Raw genomic sequence first — 21,778 nt, 5'->3', positions numbered from 1 at the left:
TTAGCACTGTATTTCCGAACGCGCTTCCTGCTTTGCGGGCTGGCCCGACAAAAAGCAGCTATGCAAGTCCAGCCGTCAAGACGCGGTCCTGGCGCCGATGACCTTGAGCGAAGGGCGCTTCCGGCGGCTGGGCACGCGACCAGCCACCGGCGCGTTGGCGCGGCCCTCGTCCTGCTCCTTCTCGGCGAACAGCCAGTCGATGAAGAGCTGAACGATGGGCGCCGAGCGCATCTCGTTGCGGCAAACGACGTAGAAATCGTCGACGGCCGGAACGGACAGAGTGAAGGGTGCGACGAGCATGCCCCTGGCAAGCAGGGCGCGCGCGGTGACGGAATCGCCGAGCGCCACGCCGTGGCCGTGCACGGCGGCCTCCGTCGCCATGCGCGCATCGCCCAGATGATGGCGGCGGCCACGCTCCAGATCGAGCGCGTCGGCGGCGGCCAGCCAGGTGTGCCATTCGCGGCCGTCGTCGCCATGCAGGAAGACGTGGTCGGCAAGGTCGCGGACGCCGCGGATGGGCCGGTTGTTGATCAGCGTCGGGCTGACAACGGGAAAGAGTTCCAGCCCGGACCATTTGCGCATCCAGCAATCGGTCCAGCCGCCGTCGCCATAATGCACGCAGACATCGATCTCGGGGGCACGGATATCGCGGGCGTCGTTGGACGGGATCAGCGTCAGCTGGATGTCGGGATATTGCGCGGTGAAGGAGCCGAGGCGCGGCGTCATCCAGAGCAGCAACAGCGCCGGCACGCAGGATACAGACAGCGCGCCGGCACTTGCCGGCCTGGTCATGCGCTGGGTGGCGGCGGCGATACCGTCAAAGGCAGCCGAGACCGCCGGCAGGAACTCCGCGCCATGCGGCGTCAGCTTCACGCGCTGGCCGGTGCGTTCGAAAAGTTTCACCCCGAGCGATTGCTCGAGCGCCTTGATCTGATGGCTAACGGCGCCATGGGTGACATTCAGCTCACCCGCCGCCTTGGTCAGCGAGGCGTGCCGCGCCGCGGCCTCGAAGGCGCGCAGCGGGTTCAGCGGCGGCAGGCGCTTGGCCATGGAATGCTCCTACTTTGTGAGGTTTTCTCACAACTGAGACCCTAACAATATCAATTGCTTTTTCAAAGCGGCTGCCCGACACTTTTGCCCGGAACAGCTTTCAAGAGACGTGAAATCCGCAGCGCAGCCGGCGGGCAACGATCCAGCCGGACAACAGGCTGGCTTGGCAAATCGTCCTGCGGGCAGCGCTGCGAGCAGGCAAGAGAGGAGACCGGACATGGGTTACGATCGCGGCAAGCTCGAAGCGTTGCGCCGCAAATATGGCGAGAGCCATGGCGGCGAGATGTTCGATCCGAAATTCCGCAAGGTCGCCGACAAGATCTTCAACAAGTCGGGCACGCGGCTCGCCCCCTATGCCGGCATCCCGACCTTCCTTGCCGCGCCCTACCGCGAAATCGCCGCCGACAATCCGGATTTCGGCGATCTGCAGGTCGCGATGATCGGCGTGCCGATGGATCTCGGCGTCACCAACCGTCCCGGCTCGCGCTTCGGGCCGCGCGCGCTACGCGCCATCGAGCGCATCGGGCCCTACAACCACGTGCTGGAATGCGCGCCGACGCATGAGCTTCGCGTCGCCGACATCGGCGACACGCCGTTCCGCAGCCGCTACCGGCTGGAGATCAGCCATGAGGACGTCGAAAAGCGCACCAACCAGATCGTCGATGCCGGCGTGCTGCCGCTCTCGGTCGGCGGCGACCATTCGATCAGCCACCCGATCCTGAAGGCGGTTGGCAAAAAGGCTCCCGTCGGCATGATCCATATCGACGCCCATTGCGACACCAGCGGGCTGTTCGACATGACCAAGTTCCACCATGGCGGGCCCTTCCGAAACGCGGTTTTGGATGGCGTGCTCGATCCCTCGCGCACGATCCAGATCGGCATCCGCGGCTCGGCCGAATATCTGTGGGAGTTCACCTACGAGTCCGGCATGACGGTCGTGCATGCCGAGGAGGTGACTGGGCTCGGCATCCCCGCCATCATCGAGAAGGCGCGCAAAATCGTCGGCGATGGCCCGACCTACATCTCCTTCGACGTCGACAGCATCGATCCGGCCTTCGCGCCGGGCACCGGCACGCCGGAAGTCGGCGGACTGACGACGCGCGAGGTGCTCGAGCTGCTGCGCGGCCTGAAAGGCCTCAACATCGTCGGCGGCGACGTCGTCGAGGTGGCGCCGCAATATGACTCGACCACCAACACCGCCCATGCCGGCGCCCAGGTCCTGTTCGAGATCCTAAGCCTCATGGTGTTCAGCCCCGCAATCAGGAAGGGCTGACGCCTCGCAATTCCAGTCGGAGGCCATGGCGAAATCGCCAAGCCTAAACCGTCTCTGCTGGAATTGCCCTACCAACACGGCCGCCGCGCTGGAGCCGGCGGCCGGATGCAACAACAAGCTTCCAGCAGGGGAATGACAATGTTACTTCGCAACGCACTGAAATCCGCCATCGCGGCGGCCTTGATGCTCGGCGCCGCCGCCCTCGCCACGCAGGCGAAGGCCGACGCCGTCGACGACATCACCAAGGCCGGCGCCATCAATGTCGGCATCTTCTCGGACTTCCCGCCCTTCTCCTCGGCGAGCGCCGACATGAGCATCAAGGGCTACGACGTCGACGTCGCGCAGGCGATCGCCGATGCCTTGAAGGTGAAGCTCAACCTGGTCAGCGTCACCGGCCAGAACCGGATCCCCTATCTCACCGACAAGCGCGTCGATATCTTGATGAGCGTCGGCTACTCGAAGGAGCGCGCCGAGGTGATCGATTTCGCCGCCGCCTACGCGCCCTATTACATCGCCGTCATCGGCCCGGCGGCGCTTTCGGTCAAAGGCAAGGAAGACCTTGCCGACAAGTCGATCGCGGTCAATCGTGGCACTCTCGAGGATACGTCCCTGACCCAGGCGGCTCCGGCTTCGGCCGACATCCGCCGCTTCGACAACTACAATTCCGTCATCCAGGCCTTCATCTCCGGCCAGACGCAGCTCATGGTGGTCGGCAACGATGTCGGCGCCCAGGTGCTGGCCAAGCAGGATGCGCTGAAGCCTGAGCAGAAATTCCAGTTGCTCACCTCGCCCTCGCATATCGGCCTCAACAAGAACGAGGACCGGCTGAAGAAGGCGGTGAACGACGCGGTCGCCAAGATGCTCGCCGACGGCAAGCTCGATGAAAGCTCGAAGACCTGGCTGAAGACGCCGCTCAATCCCGACAACCTCAAGGATTGATCTCCGGAACGGCTCAGCCCACGATAACGGGCTGAGCCGTTCCCGCTTTTGTTCCCTGCGCGACGCGCTGTCCAACAAGGTCAAACGCCATGGGCTACAGCCTGGATTTCGGCTGGCTTGCGGGTGCGGCGGGCGTGATCGCGCGTGGCGCGGCGACGACGATCCTCCTGATCGCCGTGACCACGCTGGCGGGCACTTTCCTCAGCATCCTGGGCGCCGCCGGCAAACGAAATGGCCCCAAGCCGCTCCGGCTGGCGATCGGCGTTTATGTCGAGGTGATGCGCAACACGCCGTTCCTGGTGCAGCTGTTCTTCATCTTCTTCGGCCTGCCCAGCCTCGGCATAAGGCTCGATCCGATCCTCGCCGCGATGCTGGCGATGACGCTCAACATGGCGGCCTATACGATCGAGATCGTCGGCGCGGGGCTGGACGCCGTGCCGCGTGGCCAGACGGAAGCCGCCTTGGCGCTCGGGCTCAGGCCCCGCCAGGTGTTCGTTAAGATCGTGCTGCCGCAGGCGCTGAAGGTGATCTATCCGGCGCTGACCAGCCAGATCGTCATCATGATGCTGGAATCGGCCGTGGTGTCGCAGATCGCCGTGCGCGAATTGACCTACGAGGCCGACATGCTGCAGGCCCGGACCTTCCGCGCTTTCGAGACCTATCTCGTCGTGACCATGGTCTATCTCGGCCTGTCGATGGGGCTGCGCCGGCTGCTGGTAAGCGGCGGCCGCCGGGTTCTGGGGGCCGGCGTGTCATGATCGAATTCACCCTTTGGGATATCGTTCGTAACCTTCTGCTGGCCGCGCGCTGGACGGTGCTCTTGTCGCTCGCCGCCTTTGTCGGCGGCGCGCTGGTCGGGCTGGTGGTGCTGTTCTTCCGCATCGCCAAGAACAAATGGGTGAAGCGGATCGCCTCAGGCTATATCGCGCTGTTCCAGGGTACGCCGCTCCTGATGCAGCTCTTCCTGATGTTCTTCGGCCTGCCGATGCTGGGGCTGCGCATCGAACCGTGGACGGCGGCGATGCTTGGGCTGACTTTCTTTGCCAGCGCCTATCTGGCCGAGATCTGGCGCGGCGGCGTCGACGCGCTGCCGCGCGGCCAGTGGGACGCCGGCGCCAGCCTTGGGCTGCACTATCTGCAGGAACTCCGGCTGATCATCCTGCCACAGGCCTTCGCAATCACCCGGGCGCCGACCGTCGGCTTCCTGGTGCAGCTCATCAAATCGACGGCGCTGACCTCGATCATCGGCTTCGAGGAGCTGGTCAGAACCTCCAACGCGATCAACAACGCGACCTTCGAACCGTTCAAGGTCTACGGACTGGTGGCGCTGATCTTCTTCGCCATGTGCTTCCCGCTGACGCAATATGCGCGGCGGCTGGAGCGGCGCGCCGCACATTGAAGCAACGGGCTGCACCGAAAGCTCTGACGGCCGTAAACGCCTTATCTCTGAAGCAGATCGGCACGGTTGATCCCACCGCACGCAAGGGCGCCAGGGCCTCCTCTACCGCAGCTCGGGTGCGGGCATCTCGGCCAGGCAGAGAGCATCTGGCCGGCCGAGTTCCTGAAAGACGAGTGCTTTCACTTCACGATTTCTAGCGAACGCATTCTCGCGCGCCGGGCAATGCTGTCGGCAAAAAGTGGGGTTTCGCGGCGATTGTGATCGCCGCCGGCGGCCTGACGCGCCGCCGCTGCAGTTTCATAGGAGATGTCATGTTCCTTAATAAATTCCATGAAGGCATCGGTCGGATGCGCGGTCACCCGGTTGGTATAGCGGCTGCGGCCGTCGCCGAGGTCCTCTGCCATCAGTTCCCAAATCACATTGACCTGGGTCCGTCCGTTGGCCGTGAACACATCCGAGATCGAATTCATCCGGACATAGGCTGGGCCAGCCTCTTCACAGACATAGTGCTGCACCACGAGGCCGGTTCCAATCATCTCGACATTGATCGACATGCGGCGGCCGTCGTCGGTCGTGGTGGTCCCTGCGGCGATGTGATCGGGCGGACAGCAGCGCAAATACTCGGCTTCGGGCAGAGAGAATAGCCATTCCTCAATGTCTACCTGTGAGAGGGGTACGTCGATTTCGGCGGAATAGGCAGATTGCGACAGGATTTCGTCCAGGACTTTCATTTTTGTCTCCACCAGATGTGAGCCGGGCCCCTTTGCCCAACTGATGAAGCCAACTTACGTGGCCATGCCTGGCGTGATAATGCGGGCCGACCTCGAAACCTTTTTGCGTGGAGCGCACAGATGGTCGATCCTCGGTTTGTGGAACATCTGACCGTCTTCGTCGAGGTGGTCCGGGGCGGCAGCTTTTCCAGCGCGGCGCGACGGCGCGGGTTGACCCCGTCGGCGATCGCCCGTCAAATCGATGCGTTGGAGCAAAGCGTCGGTGTGCCCCTTTTCCTACGCTCGACGCGAGCGCTTGCTCTGACGGATGCGGGCGAACGGCTGTTTGAACGTGCGCAGCGTTTGCTGGATGATCTTGCCGATACACATGCGGAGATTTCCGCCTTCGCCGGGGCGGTCAACGGCACGCTCAGCCTGGCCTGCTTTCCGACATTCGGCAAGCGTTTCGTCATCCCCGCGGTCCGAGCTGTTATGCAGCAGCATCCGGAGCTGAAGATTGAACTGGATTTGACCGAACGGCTCGCCGATCCTGTACTGGAGCGTCTCGACGCGGTGATCCGGATCGGCGAGCTGGCCGACAGCACGCTGATTGCGACGCGGCTTGCTGGACAGAAGCGCCTTCTGATCGCCTCCCCGGACTATCTAGCGCGACACGGCGTGCCAGAGACGTGCGCCGATCTGGCGGGTCACCGCCTCATAGACAAGCTGCATGGTGCCGACTTGCTGGGATGGACCAACGTGCTCGGCTGGCCGGCAGGGCATCGGCAAGGTCAGGGCGCGGTGTTTCGCTGTGACGATTTCGAAGCCATGCGGGGAGCCGCGCTGGCGGGGATAGGCGTCGGCTTTCTGCCGGACTGGGTCGTTGGCGGCGATGTGCGGTCAGGGGCCCTCCACAGGCTGGACCTCGAAGGAGAGCCTTGGAACGCAGCAGAAACCGGGATTTACCTGCTGCGCGCGCTGGCGCAGCCCTCGGCAAAACTACGGGTGATGAGCAGTGCCCTGCGGGAAGTCATCGGCACGCCGCCAGTCTGGAACTGCTGACCTCGCCTGGCACGGCGCGCACAAAGATTTTCCTGCGGGCAAGCACAGCGGACTTCCGATAAGTTCTTCGTTCAAAGCCGAACTCCCGAGAAAAACGACGTGTACGTCGAACCAGGGGGAACCGAAATGAGGACTTTGATCGCATTCTCGTTAGCCAGCGGTACGGCTCTGGCCCTTTCTGAGGATGCTTGTCTTTCTCGTTGAAAGTAACCGCAAAGCCCCTGCAGCATTCGGCCCGGCGGTCTGGACATGACGGCTGCCTGGCAACCGGTGTGCGGTCAATGCCCGAAGACGAGGGGTGGCGCCAAGCGGTCCCGGCGGAGCCAGCGCGCCAGCAGCAGGGCCGCCACGACGGCCAGGCCCGACGCCAGGCCGATCCAGATGCCGGCGCCGTTCAAACCGAAACGGAAGGCGAGCAGCACGCCGAGCGGCAGGCCGACGCCCCAATAGCCGATCGCGGCATAAAGCATCGGCACCTTGGTGTCGTGCAGGCCGCGCAGCATGCCGGCCGCCACCGCCTGGGCGCCGTCGAAGATCTGGAACAGCGCCGCGAACCCCAGGAACGACACGGACAGGCTGATCACCCTCGCATTGGCCGGATCGGTGAGATCGATGAAGGCGCCGATCAGCGCATGCGGCCACAGGATCATCACCAGGCCCATCAGCGCCATGAACGAGACGCCGATGACGAAGGCGGTCCAGCCGGCGCGAGAGACGCCTTCCGGATTGCCGGCGCCATGCGCCAGGCCCACACGCACCGTGGCAGCCTGGTTAAGCCCGAGCGGCACCATGAAAGAGACCGACGCGATCTGGATGGCAATCGCATGGGCGGCGAGCGAATCCGCGTCGATCAGGCCCATGAGCAGCGCCGCCGCGTTGAAGATCGTCACCTCGAAGGCAAGGATGCCGGCGATCGGCAGGCCGAGCCTGAGCAGGCCACGAAAACGCGGCCAGTCCGAGCGCCAGAAGCGGCCGAAGAGGTGATAGCGGCGGAACTTCTTCTCCAGCATCACAACCGCCGCAAGGCCGACGAACATCAGCGTGCTGGACAGCGTGGTGGCGAGACCGGAGCCGGCTATGCCCATCGACCTTACGCCGAGATTGCCGAACATGAACACCCAGTTGAAGAAGGCGTTGCAGGCGACCGCGACGAAAACGATGATCAGCGCCCAGCCCGGCCGCTCCAGCGCCGAGATGAAGGAGCGCAGCACGATATAGCCATAGAAGGGCAGCACCGCCCATTGCAGCCAGTGCAGGTAGATGCCGGCCTCACGCGACAGTTCCGGCTTCTGGCCCATGGCCAAGAGGACCTCTTCGCCATGCGAGAGGAAGACCCAGATCGGGATCGAGATCAGGATCGCCAGCCACAGGCCCTGACGTACGGTGCGGCGCAGGTCGCGTACCGAATGGCGGCGGCGGCCGAGTTCTGTCGCGATCATCGGCGAAGTCGCCAGCATCAGGCCGAGGCCGAAGATCAACGGCATGAAATAGAGATTGGAGCCGAGCGCGCCGGCGGCCAGCGTATCCGGCCCGAGACGGCCCATCATCATGACGTCGGTCGCGGTCATGGCGGTCTGGCCGAGATTGGTCAGCACCATGGGCCAGGCGAGCGCGACCGTCGCCCTGATTTCCCGACGCCAAAGGTTTTCCGGCGCGCGAGCGCCGGCTTCGATCGCAGACATTGTTCCGCTCTTTCAGAACACGGCGCGTCGGCCAAAGGGCCGGAAGCCGCACGACGCAAAATGGCGTCGTTTGCGTCGCCTTGTGGACGAAGTGCGACATTTTGGCAAGGGAGAGGACCGGGCAGCGATTGATCCAGCGATCGCAACCTGCCGCATCCCCCCATGCGCCTCACGGGAGCGGCCCGTGGCTGCGCACCCCGCGGCGAGCACACCCTTGTGGCGGCACATTGGCGCCAGGCGGCGCCCGATCCCCCTGCCGCCAATATCGCGGAGGTCAGGCCTCCGCGCGAGAGATCAGCGGTTTGCGGCCGCCGAGTATGTAGGCGACCGCTTCGAGGATGACGCCGTTGGTGTTGATGTCGGTGACCTCGATCCGCTTGCCGGTTTGCTCGGACACTCCGGCGGAAAAGCCGACCCCCTTCATCCTGGCCCGCTCCCTGATATAGGCCACGAGCTTTTGCGCGTAATCGCCGGGCCGGGCCGCGAGCCACAGATAGGCGCCTTTGGAATTGACCAGCCGCAGCGAGTCGGAAAGCTTCGCCGCCTTGTCGGGCGCGGAGGTCTTCAGCGTGTCGACCGGGAAAGTGCCGCCATCGTCGGCCAGCTGGTAGCCCTGGTAGGTGAAATAGGGAGGCCCGGCCATGGCGGTCTCGGAAACGCAGGTCAGGATGCCGGTATCCTGGAAGCGCTTAATCTGGGCCGCGTAGAGGATGTCCGCGATGAGGCGACCGTGCGGCGATGCGCCAAGCTCGATTTCCTCGGTGACATGAGGCTCGGTGGCGATGCGGCCGCGCCGTTGTATTTCCACGATGGCAGCAAGGGCGGCGTCCATGTCGCTGCTCGGGTCAGGCGTGGAAAAGACCGGCGCTATCGCCTCGCCCCAGAGGCTGTATCCGCGACCGGCATAGCCGGCGTAGCTGTTCAATTGCGCCGACGAAATCCTGCCGGTGTCGCTGACCACATGCATCTCGCCATCCTTGAGGACAGGCCCGAACGACCAATGCCGCACCAGCTTGAACACCGGGAAGGCGCCTGCCGTATAACTGTCCAGGATCTTGAGGGCGACCAGCAGCCGCCCGGTATCGGCGCTGTCGAAGCCGTCGCGCTCGCCGCCCTTCGAGCTCAGCCGTCGTTCGGTGTTCGGGAGCTTCGCCCCCGCCAAGCTGAAATCGTTTTGGCCAAGGAAGGCAAGGATACGATTTATCCTCGTCTCGAATTCGGTCTGGTCGATGACGCGCAGGCGTTGAGCCGCAACCACGGCCAGGATGTGCGATCCTATATCCCACATCGTCACGAACGGATATCCAGTCTGCTTGCCGGTCTCGATCCAGGAGGTGGCGGGCGCCATGCCGTTGTAATGCTTTGCACCCCAGTCGAAATAGGTCCAGGCCAGTTCGGCATCAGCCCTCAGCGCTTGCTCTTCCAGCGGATACGGACCGGGTTTCCGCCAGTCCTTGACCGATACCTCGGCACGGGCTTGCCGGATGCGGTCCACCTTCGGCATGGTCGGGCAGACGGCCTTGTAGTATTCGGCGAAATTGACCAGCGTCGTGCCCGGCAGACCCGCCATCCGGGTGATGGAATCGAGTATCACCTGTTTCTTTTCGGGCGTATTGGCGGTGTCCGGGTGGATGCAGAAGACCGCGTCATTGTCCTCTCCGAGATAATCGAAGACCTGTTGCTGGGAGAAGTAGGGAAGATCGCCCGTCCAGGCGGCCTCGAACTTGAGGGTATTGGACACGTGCAGGATTCCGCGCCTGTCCAGACCGTTGAACCAGCGCAGCGTGCCCTTCTCGGCGGCGAACATCGGCGTTCCCGTGCCGGCCACGGCATCGAGCGTGTTGCCGTCGAAATCGTCGTTCGGAGGGATGTAAGTCAGCGGCAGTGTGCCCGTGGAGCGATAGATTTCGCTCATGCAGTCCCTGATGAGGTCGACGTCTTTCGCGAGCGAGTTTCCGAGCAGCTCGGAAGGCGTGTGGTGCCAGCCATGCCCCGCGATATCGTATCGCGGCTCCGCGAGCATCGACCGCAGGAAGGCCTTGCTGCTTTCATCCGCCGACAGCAGGCCCGCCTTGGGGGCCGGGATGATGGCGTTGGTGACCGGATAGCCGGCTTCGATGAGACCCCTGACGAAGGCCATGTGGCTCGGATCGGTATCGCTGTCGAGGCGCAGGTCATCGATCCTGACCACAATGTAGCGCCTGTTGGCGGGACGGCTCTGTGTATAGAGCTTCTGCGGCGCAAGGACACGCACGGCGCCGGACGAGGTCGCCGCAAGCACCGCCATGGCGACACCGGACGCATAGTCGGCGGCATCGGCATTGGACAGGCCGGCCAGCGCATCAAACGGGATATCGACGATGATCGGGTCAGTGTTGGCGGCAAGAGCCGTGATGTTCTGCGCAAGCGCGGCCGGGGCCGTCAGCGCGGCTGCCGCATTGCCCGATGTGGCGGATGTTCGCGCCGAGGCGGCCGTGTTCACAAGCCCGGTGTTGGTCATCCAGTAGCCTCCATCCGAGGGCTCCTGGATGACCTTGTCGTCCTGCCCGCCCGCAAGACGGATGACGGTGCGAATGCCGGCCGACCTCATCGCTGCGGCGTCCTGAGGCGATTGCAGCGGCTGATTGGTGGTCAGCGTCAGCGCGGTGAGGACGGCCTTGGACTTGTAGCGGTCGAATGCGTTGATCATGTACGAAAAGGCGGCCTGCATCTCGCCTGCCTGCCGCGCCTGAAGATAAGGGTCGGGCGGCGCGATCTTCGCGGCATGAATGCCGAACTCGATGGCGTCTGGAGCCAGTACCAAGGACTGCCTTATCCACTTGGCAAGGTCCGAGTTGAAGCTTGGGATGTCGCCGGGATCGCCAGCCATCTCGATGGTCATGGCGATCGGCAGACCGGCGGACGAGAAGGCGTTCGCGACAGCTCCGAGCCTGCCTGTGTCGGCGCGGGCGCCGACGCCGCTGACGATCACCATCAGCGGATTGGGCAGGCGCGCGGCGGCCAGGGCGCGGCCGGCAACCGCCAGGAGCGGGATGCTGATGCCGCCGAGAAGGACCGAACGCCGGCTTATGTTCATGGATGCCTCCTGTCGGCGGCGGGAACCGCGTACCGCGCCGGGCTCACCCAGCGGCCATCGGATTTCGCGGAGAAGGATTTGCCGAGGGCGCGAAGGAAAAGCGCGGCGTCGAGAAGCCGGATCGCGGGAAAGGCGATGCCGTAGAGCATCAGGCTCGGCCGCCGCTCGATGATCGCGACGACGACAGTGAGCGCGTAGTCGACGGCCAAGAACAGCGCAAGCAGGACGACAGGCGAGACCGGTCGCACCGCGAGTTGACCGATCGACAAGGCGGGGACTTCAAAACCGGTCACCAGATAGACCAGGACGGCCAGCGGCAAGGCAAGGGCGAAAATCGAAATGACCAGCAACTCCGCCAGCAGGCCGCCAAGCGAGAGCCAGAACCGGCCTGGCCAGACCCCGTGCCGGCGCACGGTCTGCCAGAAGCCCAAATACCAGCGCTGCACCTGCTTGCGGTAGTCGGAGAGGTTGAAAGGATCTTCCGACGAGCACCGCGCTTTCGGCGTATAGGCGACGCGGCCCAGCCCTTTGTGCTGCACCTCGAAGGTCATGTTGAAGTCTTCGATCACGAGGCCTGGGGCCGTGATGTCGATCCGGGTCAGGGCCTGGGTGCGATACATGCTGGCAAAACCGGGCGCGATGTAGCTCACGCTGGTCCATTTCCAGGACTGGCCATACTGGAACGCCGTCTGCAGGATCCTGTAGAGGCGCGTCCGGTAGGCGGCGAAGAGCATGTCCAGCGTCGGCAGGCGCTGATCGCGCCAGCGCGACAGGACATGACCCGCGACGACGCTGACACCCGGATCGTCGAACAGCGGAAGGGCGTAGTCGAGATAATGCGGATCGATTTCGGAGTCGGCATCCTGGATCAGAACCGCCTTGAACCGCTCGCAAAGGCGATAGTGCTTGATGGCCCGGTCTATGGCCTTGGCCTTGCCGCCGTTGGGCCGGATGTCGAGAGCCCTGCAGCCCATGCTCCGGGCGATGGAAACCGTGGCGTCTTTCGATCCATCGCTGGCCACATAGATCTGCCGGGCCGGGATGATCGCCTTGAGGGCGGCGATGCATTTGGGCAGCGCTATCTCCTCGTTATGCGCGGGGATGACGACCGCGACATCGGCGACCCTGATCGCGCGCGGGCCCGCGACGGCCTTGCGGCCGGCGAGTTCGGCGATGAAGCGCAACAGCCCGACCGTGCACCAGAACGCGATGTTTATGCCCAGCGAAGCGCTGAGCACCATCAAGGTCGCGTTGAGGGCAGCCGTCAGGCTCATGGCGAGAGGGGCTGCAACCGATCGCCCGGGACCAGCGCGCGGTCGGTTCTGCCATGCGTGGAGTCGAAGGCCGCGCGAGCCGGCTTGATGCCCAGCGAGCGAAGCAGGTCCTGATAGCTCTGGCGGATACCTGCTTCCAACGGGATATTCGGCCGCCAGCCCAGGGCCCGCAGCTTCGTCGTGTCCGGCCAGCGGCCGCGATGATCCTCGATGAAATGGTCGCGAAAATCGGCTTTGCCTACGAGACCGGTCGCCCTTTTCACCGTGGTGAAGAGATCACGCATGGTGATCTGTTCGTCGCCGCCGACATTGTAGACCTCGCCGCTGTCGCCCTTCTCCATGACTGTGAGAAGTCCGTTCACCAGATCGTCCACATGCAGGAAGGTCCTCGTCTGCGTTCCGTCGCCATAGATCGGCACGGGCTGGCCGGCGATGAGGCGGGTCAGCATCTGCGGAATAACCCGCTGGTCCTTGGGCGACATGGCCGGACCATAGGTGTTGAAAATACGCACGATGCGCACCTCGATGCCATATTTGCCGCCCCAGAATCGGGTCAGCGCCTCGCCGAAGCGCTTGCCTTCCTCGTAGGGGCTGCGCGGCCCAACGGGATCGACCCGCCCGACATAGGTTTCGGCCTGCGGGAAGACGTCCGGATCGCCGTACGTCTCGGCGGTGCTGGCAAACAGATATTTCGCCTTGCACCTGCGCGCGATCTTCAACAGGTTCAGGGTCCCGACGGACGAGGCCATCAGCATCTGCTCGCCCAACCGCTTGATGTTGGGAACGCCCGTGGGGCAGGCCAGGTTATAGACATGGCTGTAACGGCGGCGCTGCAACCGGCGGCAGATCGCCGGATCGGCAACATCCATCTTGATGAAGCCGAAGTTCGGGTGACGCGCCAACTGGTCGACATTGGCCTGGCGACCGGTGGAGAGATTGTCGACGACATCGACATGCGCACCCTGGTCGAGAAGGCGACGGGCGAGGTTGGTCCCGAGACATCCCGCGCCTCCGGCGACAAGACATCTGAATTCGGTGCTGTTCATGCTCATAAAGCGACAATCCTCACTTGCATAAGAAGAGGGCTGCACCCCCTCATTGTGCGCCTTGCGTCATGCAATGAGGATTTCCCCAGGCAGCGCAACTGATAGTTAACAATATGATAAACAACAGTGGTTAATTACCACCTTGTAATCATTGTCTTTTTTGTGACTTCGTTCTTGGCCTGACCTAAAATGAAACGACTGCGTGCGAAATCAGCACAAGCAGAACACTTGACAATCAGTGCAAGTTTGCTCCTGCGCGGGCCGATCTTTCCTTGTTGCCTCGGCGCTCCGCAACGATCTGGCGCGCAAAAAGCCTCGTGGCACAAGAGTTGCACGAGGACCCACGACAACGTGGGGTTATGACGCCGGCTACCAGAAGTCCTGTCCGTCAGAATTCACGTCATTGCAGTGCGGCGCCGATTCCGAGCCGGCCGCACCATGGAGGCAACAATGGCATTGGTCGAGCAGGCGCGCGGAGCGACGCTTCATTCAAAACTCGAGTCACGAACGGCCACGATTGGTGTCATCGGACTTGGCTATGTCGGATTGCCGCTGGCCGCGGTTGCGGCGCGCGCCGGCTTCCGGGTGACCGGCTTCGATATCGACAACAGCAAGGTCGAGAGACTGAAGGCCGGCCGTTCCTATATCGGCGCCGTCACAGACGAGGCCCTGCAAGGCATCAGCGCGAGCGGCTCCTTCCGGGCAACATCGGATTTCGCGATGCTGGAAGAATGCGACGTCATCTCCATATGCGTCCCGACGCCGCTGACAAAGCAGCGCGAGCCGGACCTTTCCTTCGTGGAGGATACAACGCGCGCCATAGCGGCGCATCTGCGCAAAGATCAGCTCGTCGTGCTGGAATCGACCACCTATCCCGGCACCACCGACGAGGTGATGAAGCCCATACTGGAAGCGACGGGCTACAGATCCGGCAGGGACTTCTTCCTCGGCTATTCGCCGGAACGCGAGGATCCGGGCAGCATCGGCTTCGAGACCGCCACCATTCCGAAAATTGTCGCCGGCGACGGGCCGGCCGCGGCGAAACTGGTGGCGCTCTTCTATGGGGCGATCGTGGAAAAGGTCGTGCCTGTCTCGAGCATCAAGGTGGCCGAAGTGGTGAAGCTGACGGAGAACATTTTCCGCGCCGTCAACATCGCCTTGGTCAATGAGCTCAAGGTCATCTATTCCGCGATGGGGATCGACATCTGGGAGGTCATCGAAGCCGCAAAGACGAAGCCCTTCGGCTACATGCCGTTCTATCCCGGCCCGGGGCTCGGCGGACATTGCATCCCGATCGATCCGTTCTACCTGACCTGGAAGTCGCGCGAGTTCGAAGTGTCGACGAAGTTCATCGAACTCGCCGGCGAGATCAACGTCTCCATGCCGCACTATGTCATGTCGAAGCTGTCGGAAGCCCTCGACACGCAGCTTGGCCTGCCGCTGAGCCAGGCGGCCATCCTGATCGTCGGCGTCGCCTACAAGAAGAACGTGTCGGACGTGCGTGAGAGCCCCGCGCTCAAGCTGATCGAGCTACTCGAAAAACGCGCCGCCGACATTGCCTATCACGACCCTCATGTCGCGCGCATACCCAAGACGCGCAAGCATCCGATGCTGGCCGGCAAGGACTGCATCCGCCTCAACCGCGACTCCATCGCTGCCTACGACGCGGTCGTCATCGTCACCGATCACGACGGGGTCGACTATGGCCTTCTGGCAAATCACTCGCGCCTGATCATCGACACCCGCAACGCCATGCAGCGCAACGGCATCGTCTGCGACCGGGTGGTGAAAGCCTAAAACATCCGCCGGCCAGCCCGGGACCAGGCGCCGACGGCACGTTCACTTGCCGGAGCCGGGCTGCTACGGATAGCGCTGATGCGGACAGCCGGCGCACCGTGCCGGGAGGAATGGATGCCCTTCAAGCGCAGAAAGAACACCGCCGCGATACCGCGCACGGTGCCCGCCTTCGAGCATATCGTCACCGAGGCCAGCGAGAGTTTTCTGTGGCGGCTGGACGATTATCCCTGGGAGCGCAATGTCTGGAATTTTCACCCCGAATACGAAATCCATCTTCTGAGGAAATCGTCCGGCGTGGTGCTGGTCGGCGACCATATCGGCGAGTTCGGGCCGGGCTATCTGACCATCGTCGGCGGCGGGCTGCCGCATGACTGGGTGACCGCTGTGCAGCCGGGCGAGCTGATTGAGGGGCGCGATATCGTGCTTCAATTCGATCCGGAGCGGCTGCGCGGCTCGTCCGGGCTGCTGCCGGAGCTGCGCGAGCTGGAGCCGTTCCTGGAGCGCTCGCTGCGCGGCATGGTCTTCCATGGCCAGACGGCACTCGACGGCGCCGAGCTGATGGAACGGATGGGCGAGGTGCATGGGCTGGCAAGGTTCCGCCTGTTCCTCGAACTGCTGGACCTTCTGGCCACCACCGACGAATACGCGCTTTTGTCGTCGCCGGATTTTTCGCCGTTGCTCGACGCCGAGTCGCTGGACATCATCCAGCGCTCGCTGACCTATCTGTTCCAGCACTTTGCCGAGGATTTGAAGCTACCGGAGGTGGCGGCATTGGCCGGCATGAGCGAAAGCACATTCTCGCGCTTTTTCCAGAAGAACACCGGCAACTCGTTCAGCGACCATGTCGCCAAGCTCAGGCTCTGGCAGGCCTGCAAGCTGCTTGCCGATACCGAGATCCCGATCACCGACATCTGCTTCCAGGTCGGCTACATGAACATCTCGAACTTCAACCGCGCCTTCCTGCGCAAGCACAAGATGACGCCGTCCTCCTATCGCAAGCTATCGCGGCAGCGGCTGACGTTACGAGCCTGATTTCGCCACCCCTGATCGTACTGATACTCGTGTGACGGGTAGACTCTGCCTGTGGCATCTTTTGCGCCGCACAATGCATAAAAGTACAGGTCTGCTGCAACGGGGCTTCTAGTCTCGCCCCATCCAACTCCTCATTTTGGCGGCGGGCCGCAGTCATGCGGGCGACGGTGAGGGTCGCTTAGCCCGCGGACTTGCTTGTTCCTGGAGGAGAAACATCAATGAAATCAACCCGGCTCGCTGCCAGCCTCGGCGCAGCTTTCGTGCTTACCGCTTCTGTTTCAACCGCGGCGCTCGCGCAGGCGCCGGTCTGCTCGGCGCCGGTCAAGGTGCTGGCGCAGCCGCGCGACGGCCTGACGCTGCTGGAGGATTCGAAAGACGAGTTCAAGAAGCTCTCCGGCGCCTCGTTCCAGATCGATTACCTCAACGAGAACGACCGCCGCGCCAAGTCGCGCGCCGATGCTTCCACCGTCGGCAACTACAACGTCTACTATGTCGACGAGGCCAACGTGGCGCTGTTCGCGTCTTCCGGCTGGATAGTGCCGCTGACCGATTATTATCCGGCTGACTATGACTATGCCGATTTCGATCCGGGCCGCCAGAAGGTCGCCACCTATGACGGCAAGGTGTGGTTTGCGCCGCTGACCGGCGGCGGCGACCTGATGGTCTACCGCAAGGATGTGCTGGAGGCCGCCGGCATCCAGCCGCCGAAGACGCTGGACGAACTGATCGCCGACGTGCCGAAGCTGACCAATGCCGACAAGGGCATTTACGGCATTGCGCTGCGCGGCGCGCGCGGCTCGGGCGCCAATGTCTGGCGCTGGATGCCGTTCTTCAAGGCCTATGGCGGCAAGTGGTTCGACGGCGACAAGCCGGCTTTCAATTCCGACGCCGCCGTCAAGGCGACCGAGACCTATTTGAAGCTGTTCAAGGACTCGGCGCCCGGCACGCAGACCGGCAGCTGGGATGAATCGACCGGCGCATTCCTCTCCGGCCAGGTCGCCATACTCGTTGAATCGACCCCGTTGTCGGGCATGGCGGTCGACCCCAAGACCTCGCAGGTGGTCGGCAAGGTCGGCTTCCTGCCGCCGCCCTCGCCGCTGCCGGGCGGCGGCTATGGCCACGGGCTCGCCATCGGCACCAAGGCCAATGCCGACGACGCTGCGAAGAAATGCGCCGGCCTGTTCATCGCCTGGGCGACGTCCAAGGAAAACGAGAAGCGCCGGCTCGACGCGCATCAGTTTGGCGAACTGAACCGCACCAGCATCCTCACCAGCAAGGAATTCGCCGACATCTACGGCGCCGATCTCGGCCAGGCGCTGGCCGATACCGGAAAGGTGACGGCGGTGAACTTCTGGCAGGATCCGCGCTGGCCCGATCTCGGCGACCGCTGGGGCATCATCCTGGAAGAGCTCGTCACCGGTACGCGCACCGACATCAAGGGCGGCCTCAACGAGCTCGAGGCCTATGCCAACGGTCTGGTGAAGAAGAAGTAATCCTCCCGCCCGCGGCGCGCGGTCCACGGCACTCGCTGGAGTGCCGGGATCCGCGCCGCGGATTCACTTAAAGCAATGCAATGCAGCCCGAGGATAGGCAATGCGCCGACGCTCTTCCCTGCCGGTCACATTTCTGGTTCCGACTTTGGCCATCCTGCTCGTGCTGTCGATGGTGCCAACGCTCTACGCCATCGTCATCGCCCTGCAGAACCGCGAGCTGAGCGCGCCGGGCTATTCCTGGGTCTGGTTCGCGAATTTCGGCGACCTGTTCCTCGACCGCCGTTTCCTGAATGCCGTCTGGGTTTCGGTGAAATGGGAGATCGTCACCGTGGTGGCGACGATGGTGGTGGCGATCGGGCTCGGCGTGCTGATGTTCGAGGTCGCCGGCCCGCGCCTGCGCAATTTCTATTGCCTGCTGTTCATCGTCCCGGTGCTGCTCCCGCGCGTTTCGGCCGCCTTCGTCTGGAAGTTCGCCTATCATCCGCTCTATGGCATCGCCACCTATCCCTACCGGCTCGTCACCGGCGGACTGATCTTCGATCCGCTGTCCAAGCCCGGCACCGCGCTGTTCGCCGTGGCCTCGGTCGACGTCTGGCAATGGGGGCTGTTCTTCGCGGTCATCGTGCTGAAGCTGCTCGAAACCCTGCCGCCGCAACCGATCGAGGCGGCCCGGCTTGATCACGCCAAGCGCTGGCAGATCCACGCCTATGTCACGCTGCCGATGCTGAAGGCACCGCTGATCAGCCTGATGTTCGTCAAGATGATCGAGTCGCTGCGCTCCTTCGACCTGATCTATGTGATGACGCGCGGCGGGCCGGGCGTGGCGACCGAGACGCTCGACATGTACGCCTTCTCGCAGGGCTTCATCGAGTCCGGCAAGGTCTCCTATGCTTCGGCCATGGCGGTGCTGATGATGATCGCGACCGTCATCACCTTCACCATGCTTTGGAAGCGGGTGCAGGCATGAAGCCACATCGGATCAGACCGGGCCGCTTGATCGCCAAAGCCATCCTGGCGCTGGCCGGATTCCTGGCCGTGTTCCCGCTGGCGTGGACGGCGCTCAACGCGCTGAAGAACAATGTCGACATCATCACGCGCGTGCCGAAGATGTTCTTCACGCCGACGCTCGCCAATATCAGCTACATCCTCGGCCGCGACAGCGTGCTGACCGGCCTCTACAACTCGGTCGTAGCCTGCGGCTCGGCGGTGCTGATCGGCATCGCGCTCGGCCTGCCGGCGGCCTATGCGGTGGCGCGCTATCCCAACCGCTTCGCCGGCGACATCCAGTTCTTCGTCCTGTCGTTGCGCTTCCTGCCGCCGGTGGCGGTGGCCATCCCGCTGATGGTGATCTGGCTGCAGGTGGGCCTCTACGACACTTTGCCGGCGCTGATCGTCACTTATTCGCTGCTGACCATCTCGGTGATCATGTGGCTGGCCATCCCAGCCTTCCAGGGCGTGCCGAAAGAGATCGAGGAAGCTGCCTTCGTCGATGGCTACGGCGCTTACGCCGTGTTCTGGCGGATCGGGCTTCCCGTCGCGGCGCGCTCGCTCATCGGCGCCATCGCCTTCAGCTTCGTGCTGGTGTGGAACGAGTTCCTGATCGCGCTGATGCTGTCGAGCTCAAACGCCAAGACGCTGCCGATCGTCGCTTCGGAACTTTCCCAGCAAGGCATGAACGTGCCGTGGGGCATCCTCAACGCCTCGGTCGTGCTCCTGTCGCTGCCGCCACTGCTGTTCCTCGGCGTTTTGAGCGGCTTCCTGAATTCCGTTTTCCGGCAAAAGAAAAGTTGAAGTGAGGCTTACCCCGATGCGAGCACTGGTGCTTGAGAAAAAAGGCGAACTGTCGCTGCGCGAGATCGCGCTGCCGCAAGATGTCGGGCCGGACGACGTCAGGATCGCCATCCACACGGTCGGCGTCTGCGGCAGCGACGTGCATTACTACACGCATGGAGCCATCGGCAGCTACATCGTGCACCAGCCGATGGTGCTCGGCCATGAGGCGTCAGGCACGATCGTCGAGGTCGGCGCCAAAGTCGCCAGCCTGAAGGTCGGCGATCGCGTCTGCATGGAACCCGGCGTGCCGAACCTTGCGTCGCGGGCGACGAAGCTCGGTATCTACAACGTCGACCCGGACGTGCGCTTCTGGGCGACGCCGCCGGTGCATGGCGTGCTTGCGCCCTACGCCGTCCATCCGGCGGCCTTCACCTACAAATTGCCGGACAATGTCTCGTTTGCCGAGGGCGCGATGGTCGAACCCTTCGCCATCGGCATGCAGGCGGCGGCGCGCGCCCGGATCGTGCCGGGCGATGTCGCCGTCGTCGTCGGCTGCGGCCCGATCGGCATCATGATCGCGCTCGCGGCTTTGGCCGGCGGCTGCTCCAAAGTGCTGATCTCCGACTTCTCGGCTCCGAAGTTGGCAATCGCCGCCCAGTATTCGGGCATCGTGCCGGTCAATATCGGCGAGCGGTCGCTGGTAGACGCCGTGCGGTCCGCGACCGACAATTGGGGCGCCGACATCGTGTTCGAGGCCAGCGGCAGCCCGAAGGCTTTCGCCAATCTGTTCGACATAGTGCGGCCGGGCGGCGCGGTGGTGCTGGTCGGGCTGCCGGTGGAAGCGGTCGAGCTCAACGTGCCTGCGGCGATCTCCAAGGAAGTGCGCATCGAGACCGTGTTCCGCTACGCCAACATCTTCGACCGCGCGTTGCAGTTGATCGCCTCCGGCAAGGTCGACCTGAAGCCGCTGATCACCGGCACCTATGATTTCTCCGAGAGCATCAAGGCGTTCGAGCGCGCGGCGCAAGGCAAGCCGCAGGACGTCAAGCTGCAGATCCTGCTGACCGGCGAGAAGGGATAAGTGATGTCCGCGATCGTTTGCTCGCATGTCGACAAGGCCTATGGCGCCACGACGGTCATCCGCGACCTCAACCTTGCAATCGAGGAGCATGAATTCGTCGTGTTCCTCGGGCCGTCCGGCTGCGGCAAGTCCACGCTGCTCAGGATGCTAGCCGGACTTGAGGACATCAGCGGCGGCGAGGTGTCGATCGGCGGCAAGGTGGTCAACGATCTAGACCCCGGCGATCGCGGCATCGCCATGGTGTTCCAGAATTATGCGCTCTATCCGCACATGACCATCTTCGACAACGTCGCCTTCGGACTGAAGCGGCAGAAGGTGCCAGCGGCCGAGATCAAGAAGCGCGTCGAAGCCGTTGCGAAAACGCTTGGCCTCGAACCCTATCTGGGTCGCAAGCCGACCGAGCTCTCCGGCGGCCAGCAGCAGCGCGTGGCGATCGCGCGCGCCATGATCATGACGCCGAAAGTCTTTCTCTTCGACGAGCCTCTGTCCAATCTCGACGCCAAGCTACGCAACCATATGCGCGTCGAGATCGCCAGGCTGCACCAGTCGCTGAAGACGACAACCGTCTATGTCACGCATGACCAGCTGGAAGCGATGACTTTGGCCGACCGGATCGTGCTGTTAAAGGACGGGGTGATCGAACAGGTCGGCTCGCCGGCGGAGATCTATCGCCGCCCCGGGAACCAGTTCGTGGCCGGCTTCATCGGCACGCCGAGCATGAATTTCATCGAGGCCATGGTCGGCCGGAAGGGCGATGGCTGGACGTTGACCGGCGCCGGGACGGTGTTATCGCTGGAAGGCGGCGACTTCTACCTGCAGCATGGCGATCGTGTGGTGCTCGGCATCCGGCCTCCGGATCTGAAGACGGCCGGAGCCGGCACGGCAAACCTGTTGCAGGGCACCGCCGATCTCATCGAGTTTCATGGCAATGACGCGCTGGTGACGTTCGGCTCCGGCGGCAAGGAGATCAGCGCGCTGGTGTCGGCCCGCGAATGCCCGGAGCAGAGCGCACCCGTGCGCTACAGCTTCGACGAGGAAAGCATCCATTTGTTCGACGCGCAGACCGGCAAGTCGCTGCGCCGGCGATAAGA

The 21,778-nt window shown here is 63.5% G+C and carries 18 protein-coding genes; 12 read left to right on the top strand and 6 right to left on the bottom strand.

What is annotated here, in order from left to right; translation table 11 throughout:
- Positions 1-75 precede the first annotated feature (75 nt).
- Positions 76-1,050 carry a transcriptional regulator GcvA gene (gene gcvA, locus ACR64R_RS23900; protein ID WP_487358712.1) on the bottom strand — a complete coding sequence of 325 codons (975 nt, stop codon included), beginning with the start codon at positions 1,048-1,050 and terminating at the stop codon, positions 76-78.
- Positions 1,051-1,267: 217 nt separating this feature from the next.
- On the opposite strand from gcvA, the gene speB reads away from it, so the two are divergent.
- The 4 genes from speB to ACR64R_RS23880 all read left to right on the top strand — a co-directional run bounded on the left by speB (position 1,268) and on the right by ACR64R_RS23880 (position 4,661).
- Positions 1,268-2,323: an agmatinase gene (gene speB, locus ACR64R_RS23895; protein WP_487358711.1), complete on the top strand. Its 1,056-nt coding sequence runs from the start codon at positions 1,268-1,270 to the stop codon at positions 2,321-2,323.
- 138 nt (positions 2,324-2,461) lie between these two features.
- The gene (locus ACR64R_RS23890) at positions 2,462-3,262 is read left to right on the top strand and encodes a transporter substrate-binding domain-containing protein (protein WP_487358710.1); all 801 of its coding nucleotides are present in this window, start codon (positions 2,462-2,464) and stop codon (positions 3,260-3,262) included.
- Positions 3,263-3,351: 89 nt separating this feature from the next.
- Complete coding sequence (locus tag ACR64R_RS23885; protein WP_487358709.1) at positions 3,352-4,020, top strand: amino acid ABC transporter permease; 669 nt, start codon at positions 3,352-3,354, stop codon at positions 4,018-4,020.
- On the top strand, positions 4,017-4,661 hold the full coding sequence (locus tag ACR64R_RS23880; RefSeq protein WP_487358708.1) for an amino acid ABC transporter permease: 645 nt from the start codon (positions 4,017-4,019) through the stop codon (positions 4,659-4,661). Before ACR64R_RS23885 ends, ACR64R_RS23880 begins: the two co-directional genes overlap by 4 nt.
- A gap of 179 nt (positions 4,662-4,840) precedes the next feature.
- Here the strand turns inward: ACR64R_RS23880 and ACR64R_RS23875 are convergent, their stop codons facing one another.
- Positions 4,841-5,392 carry a hypothetical protein gene (locus ACR64R_RS23875; protein WP_487358707.1) on the bottom strand — a complete coding sequence of 184 codons (552 nt, stop codon included), beginning with the start codon at positions 5,390-5,392 and terminating at the stop codon, positions 4,841-4,843.
- Positions 5,393-5,512: 120 nt separating this feature from the next.
- Here ACR64R_RS23875 and ACR64R_RS23870 point away from each other — a divergent pair, with 120 nt between their 5' ends.
- Complete coding sequence (locus tag ACR64R_RS23870) at positions 5,513-6,433, top strand: LysR family transcriptional regulator (protein WP_487358706.1); 921 nt, start codon at positions 5,513-5,515, stop codon at positions 6,431-6,433.
- Positions 6,434-6,711: 278 nt separating this feature from the next.
- Here ACR64R_RS23870 and ACR64R_RS23865 read toward each other — a convergent pair whose 3' ends face one another.
- The 4 genes from ACR64R_RS23865 to ACR64R_RS23850 all read right to left on the bottom strand — a co-directional run bounded on the left by ACR64R_RS23865 (position 6,712) and on the right by ACR64R_RS23850 (position 13,517).
- On the bottom strand, positions 6,712-8,115 hold the full coding sequence (locus ACR64R_RS23865; RefSeq protein WP_487358705.1) for an MATE family efflux transporter: 1,404 nt from the start codon (positions 8,113-8,115) through the stop codon (positions 6,712-6,714).
- 274 nt (positions 8,116-8,389) lie between these two features.
- Positions 8,390-11,191 (bottom strand): DUF3131 domain-containing protein, encoded by a 2,802-nt coding sequence (locus tag ACR64R_RS23860; RefSeq protein ID WP_487358704.1) that lies wholly within the window; start codon positions 11,189-11,191, stop codon positions 8,390-8,392.
- Positions 11,188-12,465, bottom strand: coding sequence for a glycosyltransferase family 2 protein (locus ACR64R_RS23855; protein ID WP_487358703.1), 1,278 nt, complete (start codon positions 12,463-12,465; stop codon positions 11,188-11,190). Before ACR64R_RS23855 ends, ACR64R_RS23860 begins: the two co-directional genes overlap by 4 nt.
- Positions 12,462-13,517: an NAD-dependent epimerase/dehydratase family protein gene (locus tag ACR64R_RS23850; protein WP_487358702.1), complete on the bottom strand. Its 1,056-nt coding sequence runs from the start codon at positions 13,515-13,517 to the stop codon at positions 12,462-12,464. The genes ACR64R_RS23855 and ACR64R_RS23850 overlap by 4 nt, the downstream gene beginning before the upstream one ends.
- A 444-nt stretch (positions 13,518-13,961) precedes the next feature.
- On the opposite strand from ACR64R_RS23850, the gene ACR64R_RS23845 reads away from it, so the two are divergent.
- The 7 genes from ACR64R_RS23845 (at position 13,962) to ACR64R_RS23815 (ending at position 21,776) form a co-directional block, all read left to right on the top strand.
- Positions 13,962-15,308 carry a nucleotide sugar dehydrogenase gene (locus ACR64R_RS23845; protein ID WP_487358701.1) on the top strand — a complete coding sequence of 449 codons (1,347 nt, stop codon included), beginning with the start codon at positions 13,962-13,964 and terminating at the stop codon, positions 15,306-15,308.
- A gap of 114 nt (positions 15,309-15,422) precedes the next feature.
- Positions 15,423-16,340, top strand: coding sequence for an AraC family transcriptional regulator (locus ACR64R_RS23840; protein ID WP_487358700.1), 918 nt, complete (start codon positions 15,423-15,425; stop codon positions 16,338-16,340).
- A gap of 218 nt (positions 16,341-16,558) precedes the next feature.
- Positions 16,559-17,833: an ABC transporter substrate-binding protein gene (locus ACR64R_RS23835; RefSeq protein WP_487358699.1), complete on the top strand. Its 1,275-nt coding sequence runs from the start codon at positions 16,559-16,561 to the stop codon at positions 17,831-17,833.
- A 100-nt stretch (positions 17,834-17,933) separates the two neighbouring features.
- Complete coding sequence (locus ACR64R_RS23830; RefSeq protein ID WP_487358698.1) at positions 17,934-18,800, top strand: carbohydrate ABC transporter permease; 867 nt, start codon at positions 17,934-17,936, stop codon at positions 18,798-18,800.
- A gap of 11 nt (positions 18,801-18,811) precedes the next feature.
- A complete protein-coding gene (locus ACR64R_RS23825) occupies positions 18,812-19,624 on the top strand; it encodes a carbohydrate ABC transporter permease (RefSeq protein WP_487362532.1) in 813 nt (270 codons plus the stop codon).
- Positions 19,625-19,640: 16 nt separating this feature from the next.
- Positions 19,641-20,687, top strand: a complete 1,047-nt coding sequence (locus ACR64R_RS23820; protein ID WP_487362531.1) for an NAD(P)-dependent alcohol dehydrogenase — start codon at positions 19,641-19,643, stop codon at positions 20,685-20,687.
- 3 nt (positions 20,688-20,690) lie between these two features.
- On the top strand, positions 20,691-21,776 hold the full coding sequence (locus tag ACR64R_RS23815; protein WP_487358697.1) for an ABC transporter ATP-binding protein: 1,086 nt from the start codon (positions 20,691-20,693) through the stop codon (positions 21,774-21,776).
- Positions 21,777-21,778: the final 2 nt, after the last annotated feature.

Source organism: Mesorhizobium sp. MC2-1-1, from assembly GCF_057597255.1.
Note: the sequence above shows the minus strand (reverse complement) of the source record. Positions and strands in the feature narration are given on the sequence as shown.

Excerpts from the sequence above, each read along its gene's own strand:
- ACR64R_RS23865 (WP_487358705.1), bottom strand. The coding sequence starts at position 8,115 with ATGTCTGCGATCGAAGCCGGCGCTCGCGCGCCGGAAAACCTTTGGCGT.
- ACR64R_RS23880 (WP_487358708.1), top strand. The coding sequence starts at position 4,017 with ATGATCGAATTCACCCTTTGGGATATCGTTCGTAACCTTCTGCTGGCC.
- ACR64R_RS23875 (WP_487358707.1), bottom strand. The coding sequence starts at position 5,392 with ATGAAAGTCCTGGACGAAATCCTGTCGCAATCTGCCTATTCCGCCGAA.
- ACR64R_RS23850 (WP_487358702.1), bottom strand. The coding sequence starts at position 13,517 with ATGAGCATGAACAGCACCGAATTCAGATGTCTTGTCGCCGGAGGCGCG.
- ACR64R_RS23835 (WP_487358699.1), top strand. The coding sequence starts at position 16,559 with ATGAAATCAACCCGGCTCGCTGCCAGCCTCGGCGCAGCTTTCGTGCTT.
- ACR64R_RS23815 (WP_487358697.1), top strand. The coding sequence starts at position 20,691 with ATGTCCGCGATCGTTTGCTCGCATGTCGACAAGGCCTATGGCGCCACG.
- ACR64R_RS23845 (WP_487358701.1), top strand. The coding sequence starts at position 13,962 with ATGGCATTGGTCGAGCAGGCGCGCGGAGCGACGCTTCATTCAAAACTC.
- ACR64R_RS23890 (WP_487358710.1), top strand. The coding sequence starts at position 2,462 with ATGTTACTTCGCAACGCACTGAAATCCGCCATCGCGGCGGCCTTGATG.
- ACR64R_RS23855 (WP_487358703.1), bottom strand. The coding sequence starts at position 12,465 with ATGAGCCTGACGGCTGCCCTCAACGCGACCTTGATGGTGCTCAGCGCT.
- ACR64R_RS23820 (WP_487362531.1), top strand. The coding sequence starts at position 19,641 with ATGCGAGCACTGGTGCTTGAGAAAAAAGGCGAACTGTCGCTGCGCGAG.
- gcvA (WP_487358712.1), bottom strand. The coding sequence starts at position 1,050 with ATGGCCAAGCGCCTGCCGCCGCTGAACCCGCTGCGCGCCTTCGAGGCC.
- speB (WP_487358711.1), top strand. The coding sequence starts at position 1,268 with ATGGGTTACGATCGCGGCAAGCTCGAAGCGTTGCGCCGCAAATATGGC.
- ACR64R_RS23840 (WP_487358700.1), top strand. The coding sequence starts at position 15,423 with ATGCCCTTCAAGCGCAGAAAGAACACCGCCGCGATACCGCGCACGGTG.
- ACR64R_RS23870 (WP_487358706.1), top strand. The coding sequence starts at position 5,513 with ATGGTCGATCCTCGGTTTGTGGAACATCTGACCGTCTTCGTCGAGGTG.
- ACR64R_RS23885 (WP_487358709.1), top strand. The coding sequence starts at position 3,352 with ATGGGCTACAGCCTGGATTTCGGCTGGCTTGCGGGTGCGGCGGGCGTG.
- ACR64R_RS23830 (WP_487358698.1), top strand. The coding sequence starts at position 17,934 with ATGCGCCGACGCTCTTCCCTGCCGGTCACATTTCTGGTTCCGACTTTG.
- ACR64R_RS23860 (WP_487358704.1), bottom strand. The coding sequence starts at position 11,191 with ATGAACATAAGCCGGCGTTCGGTCCTTCTCGGCGGCATCAGCATCCCG.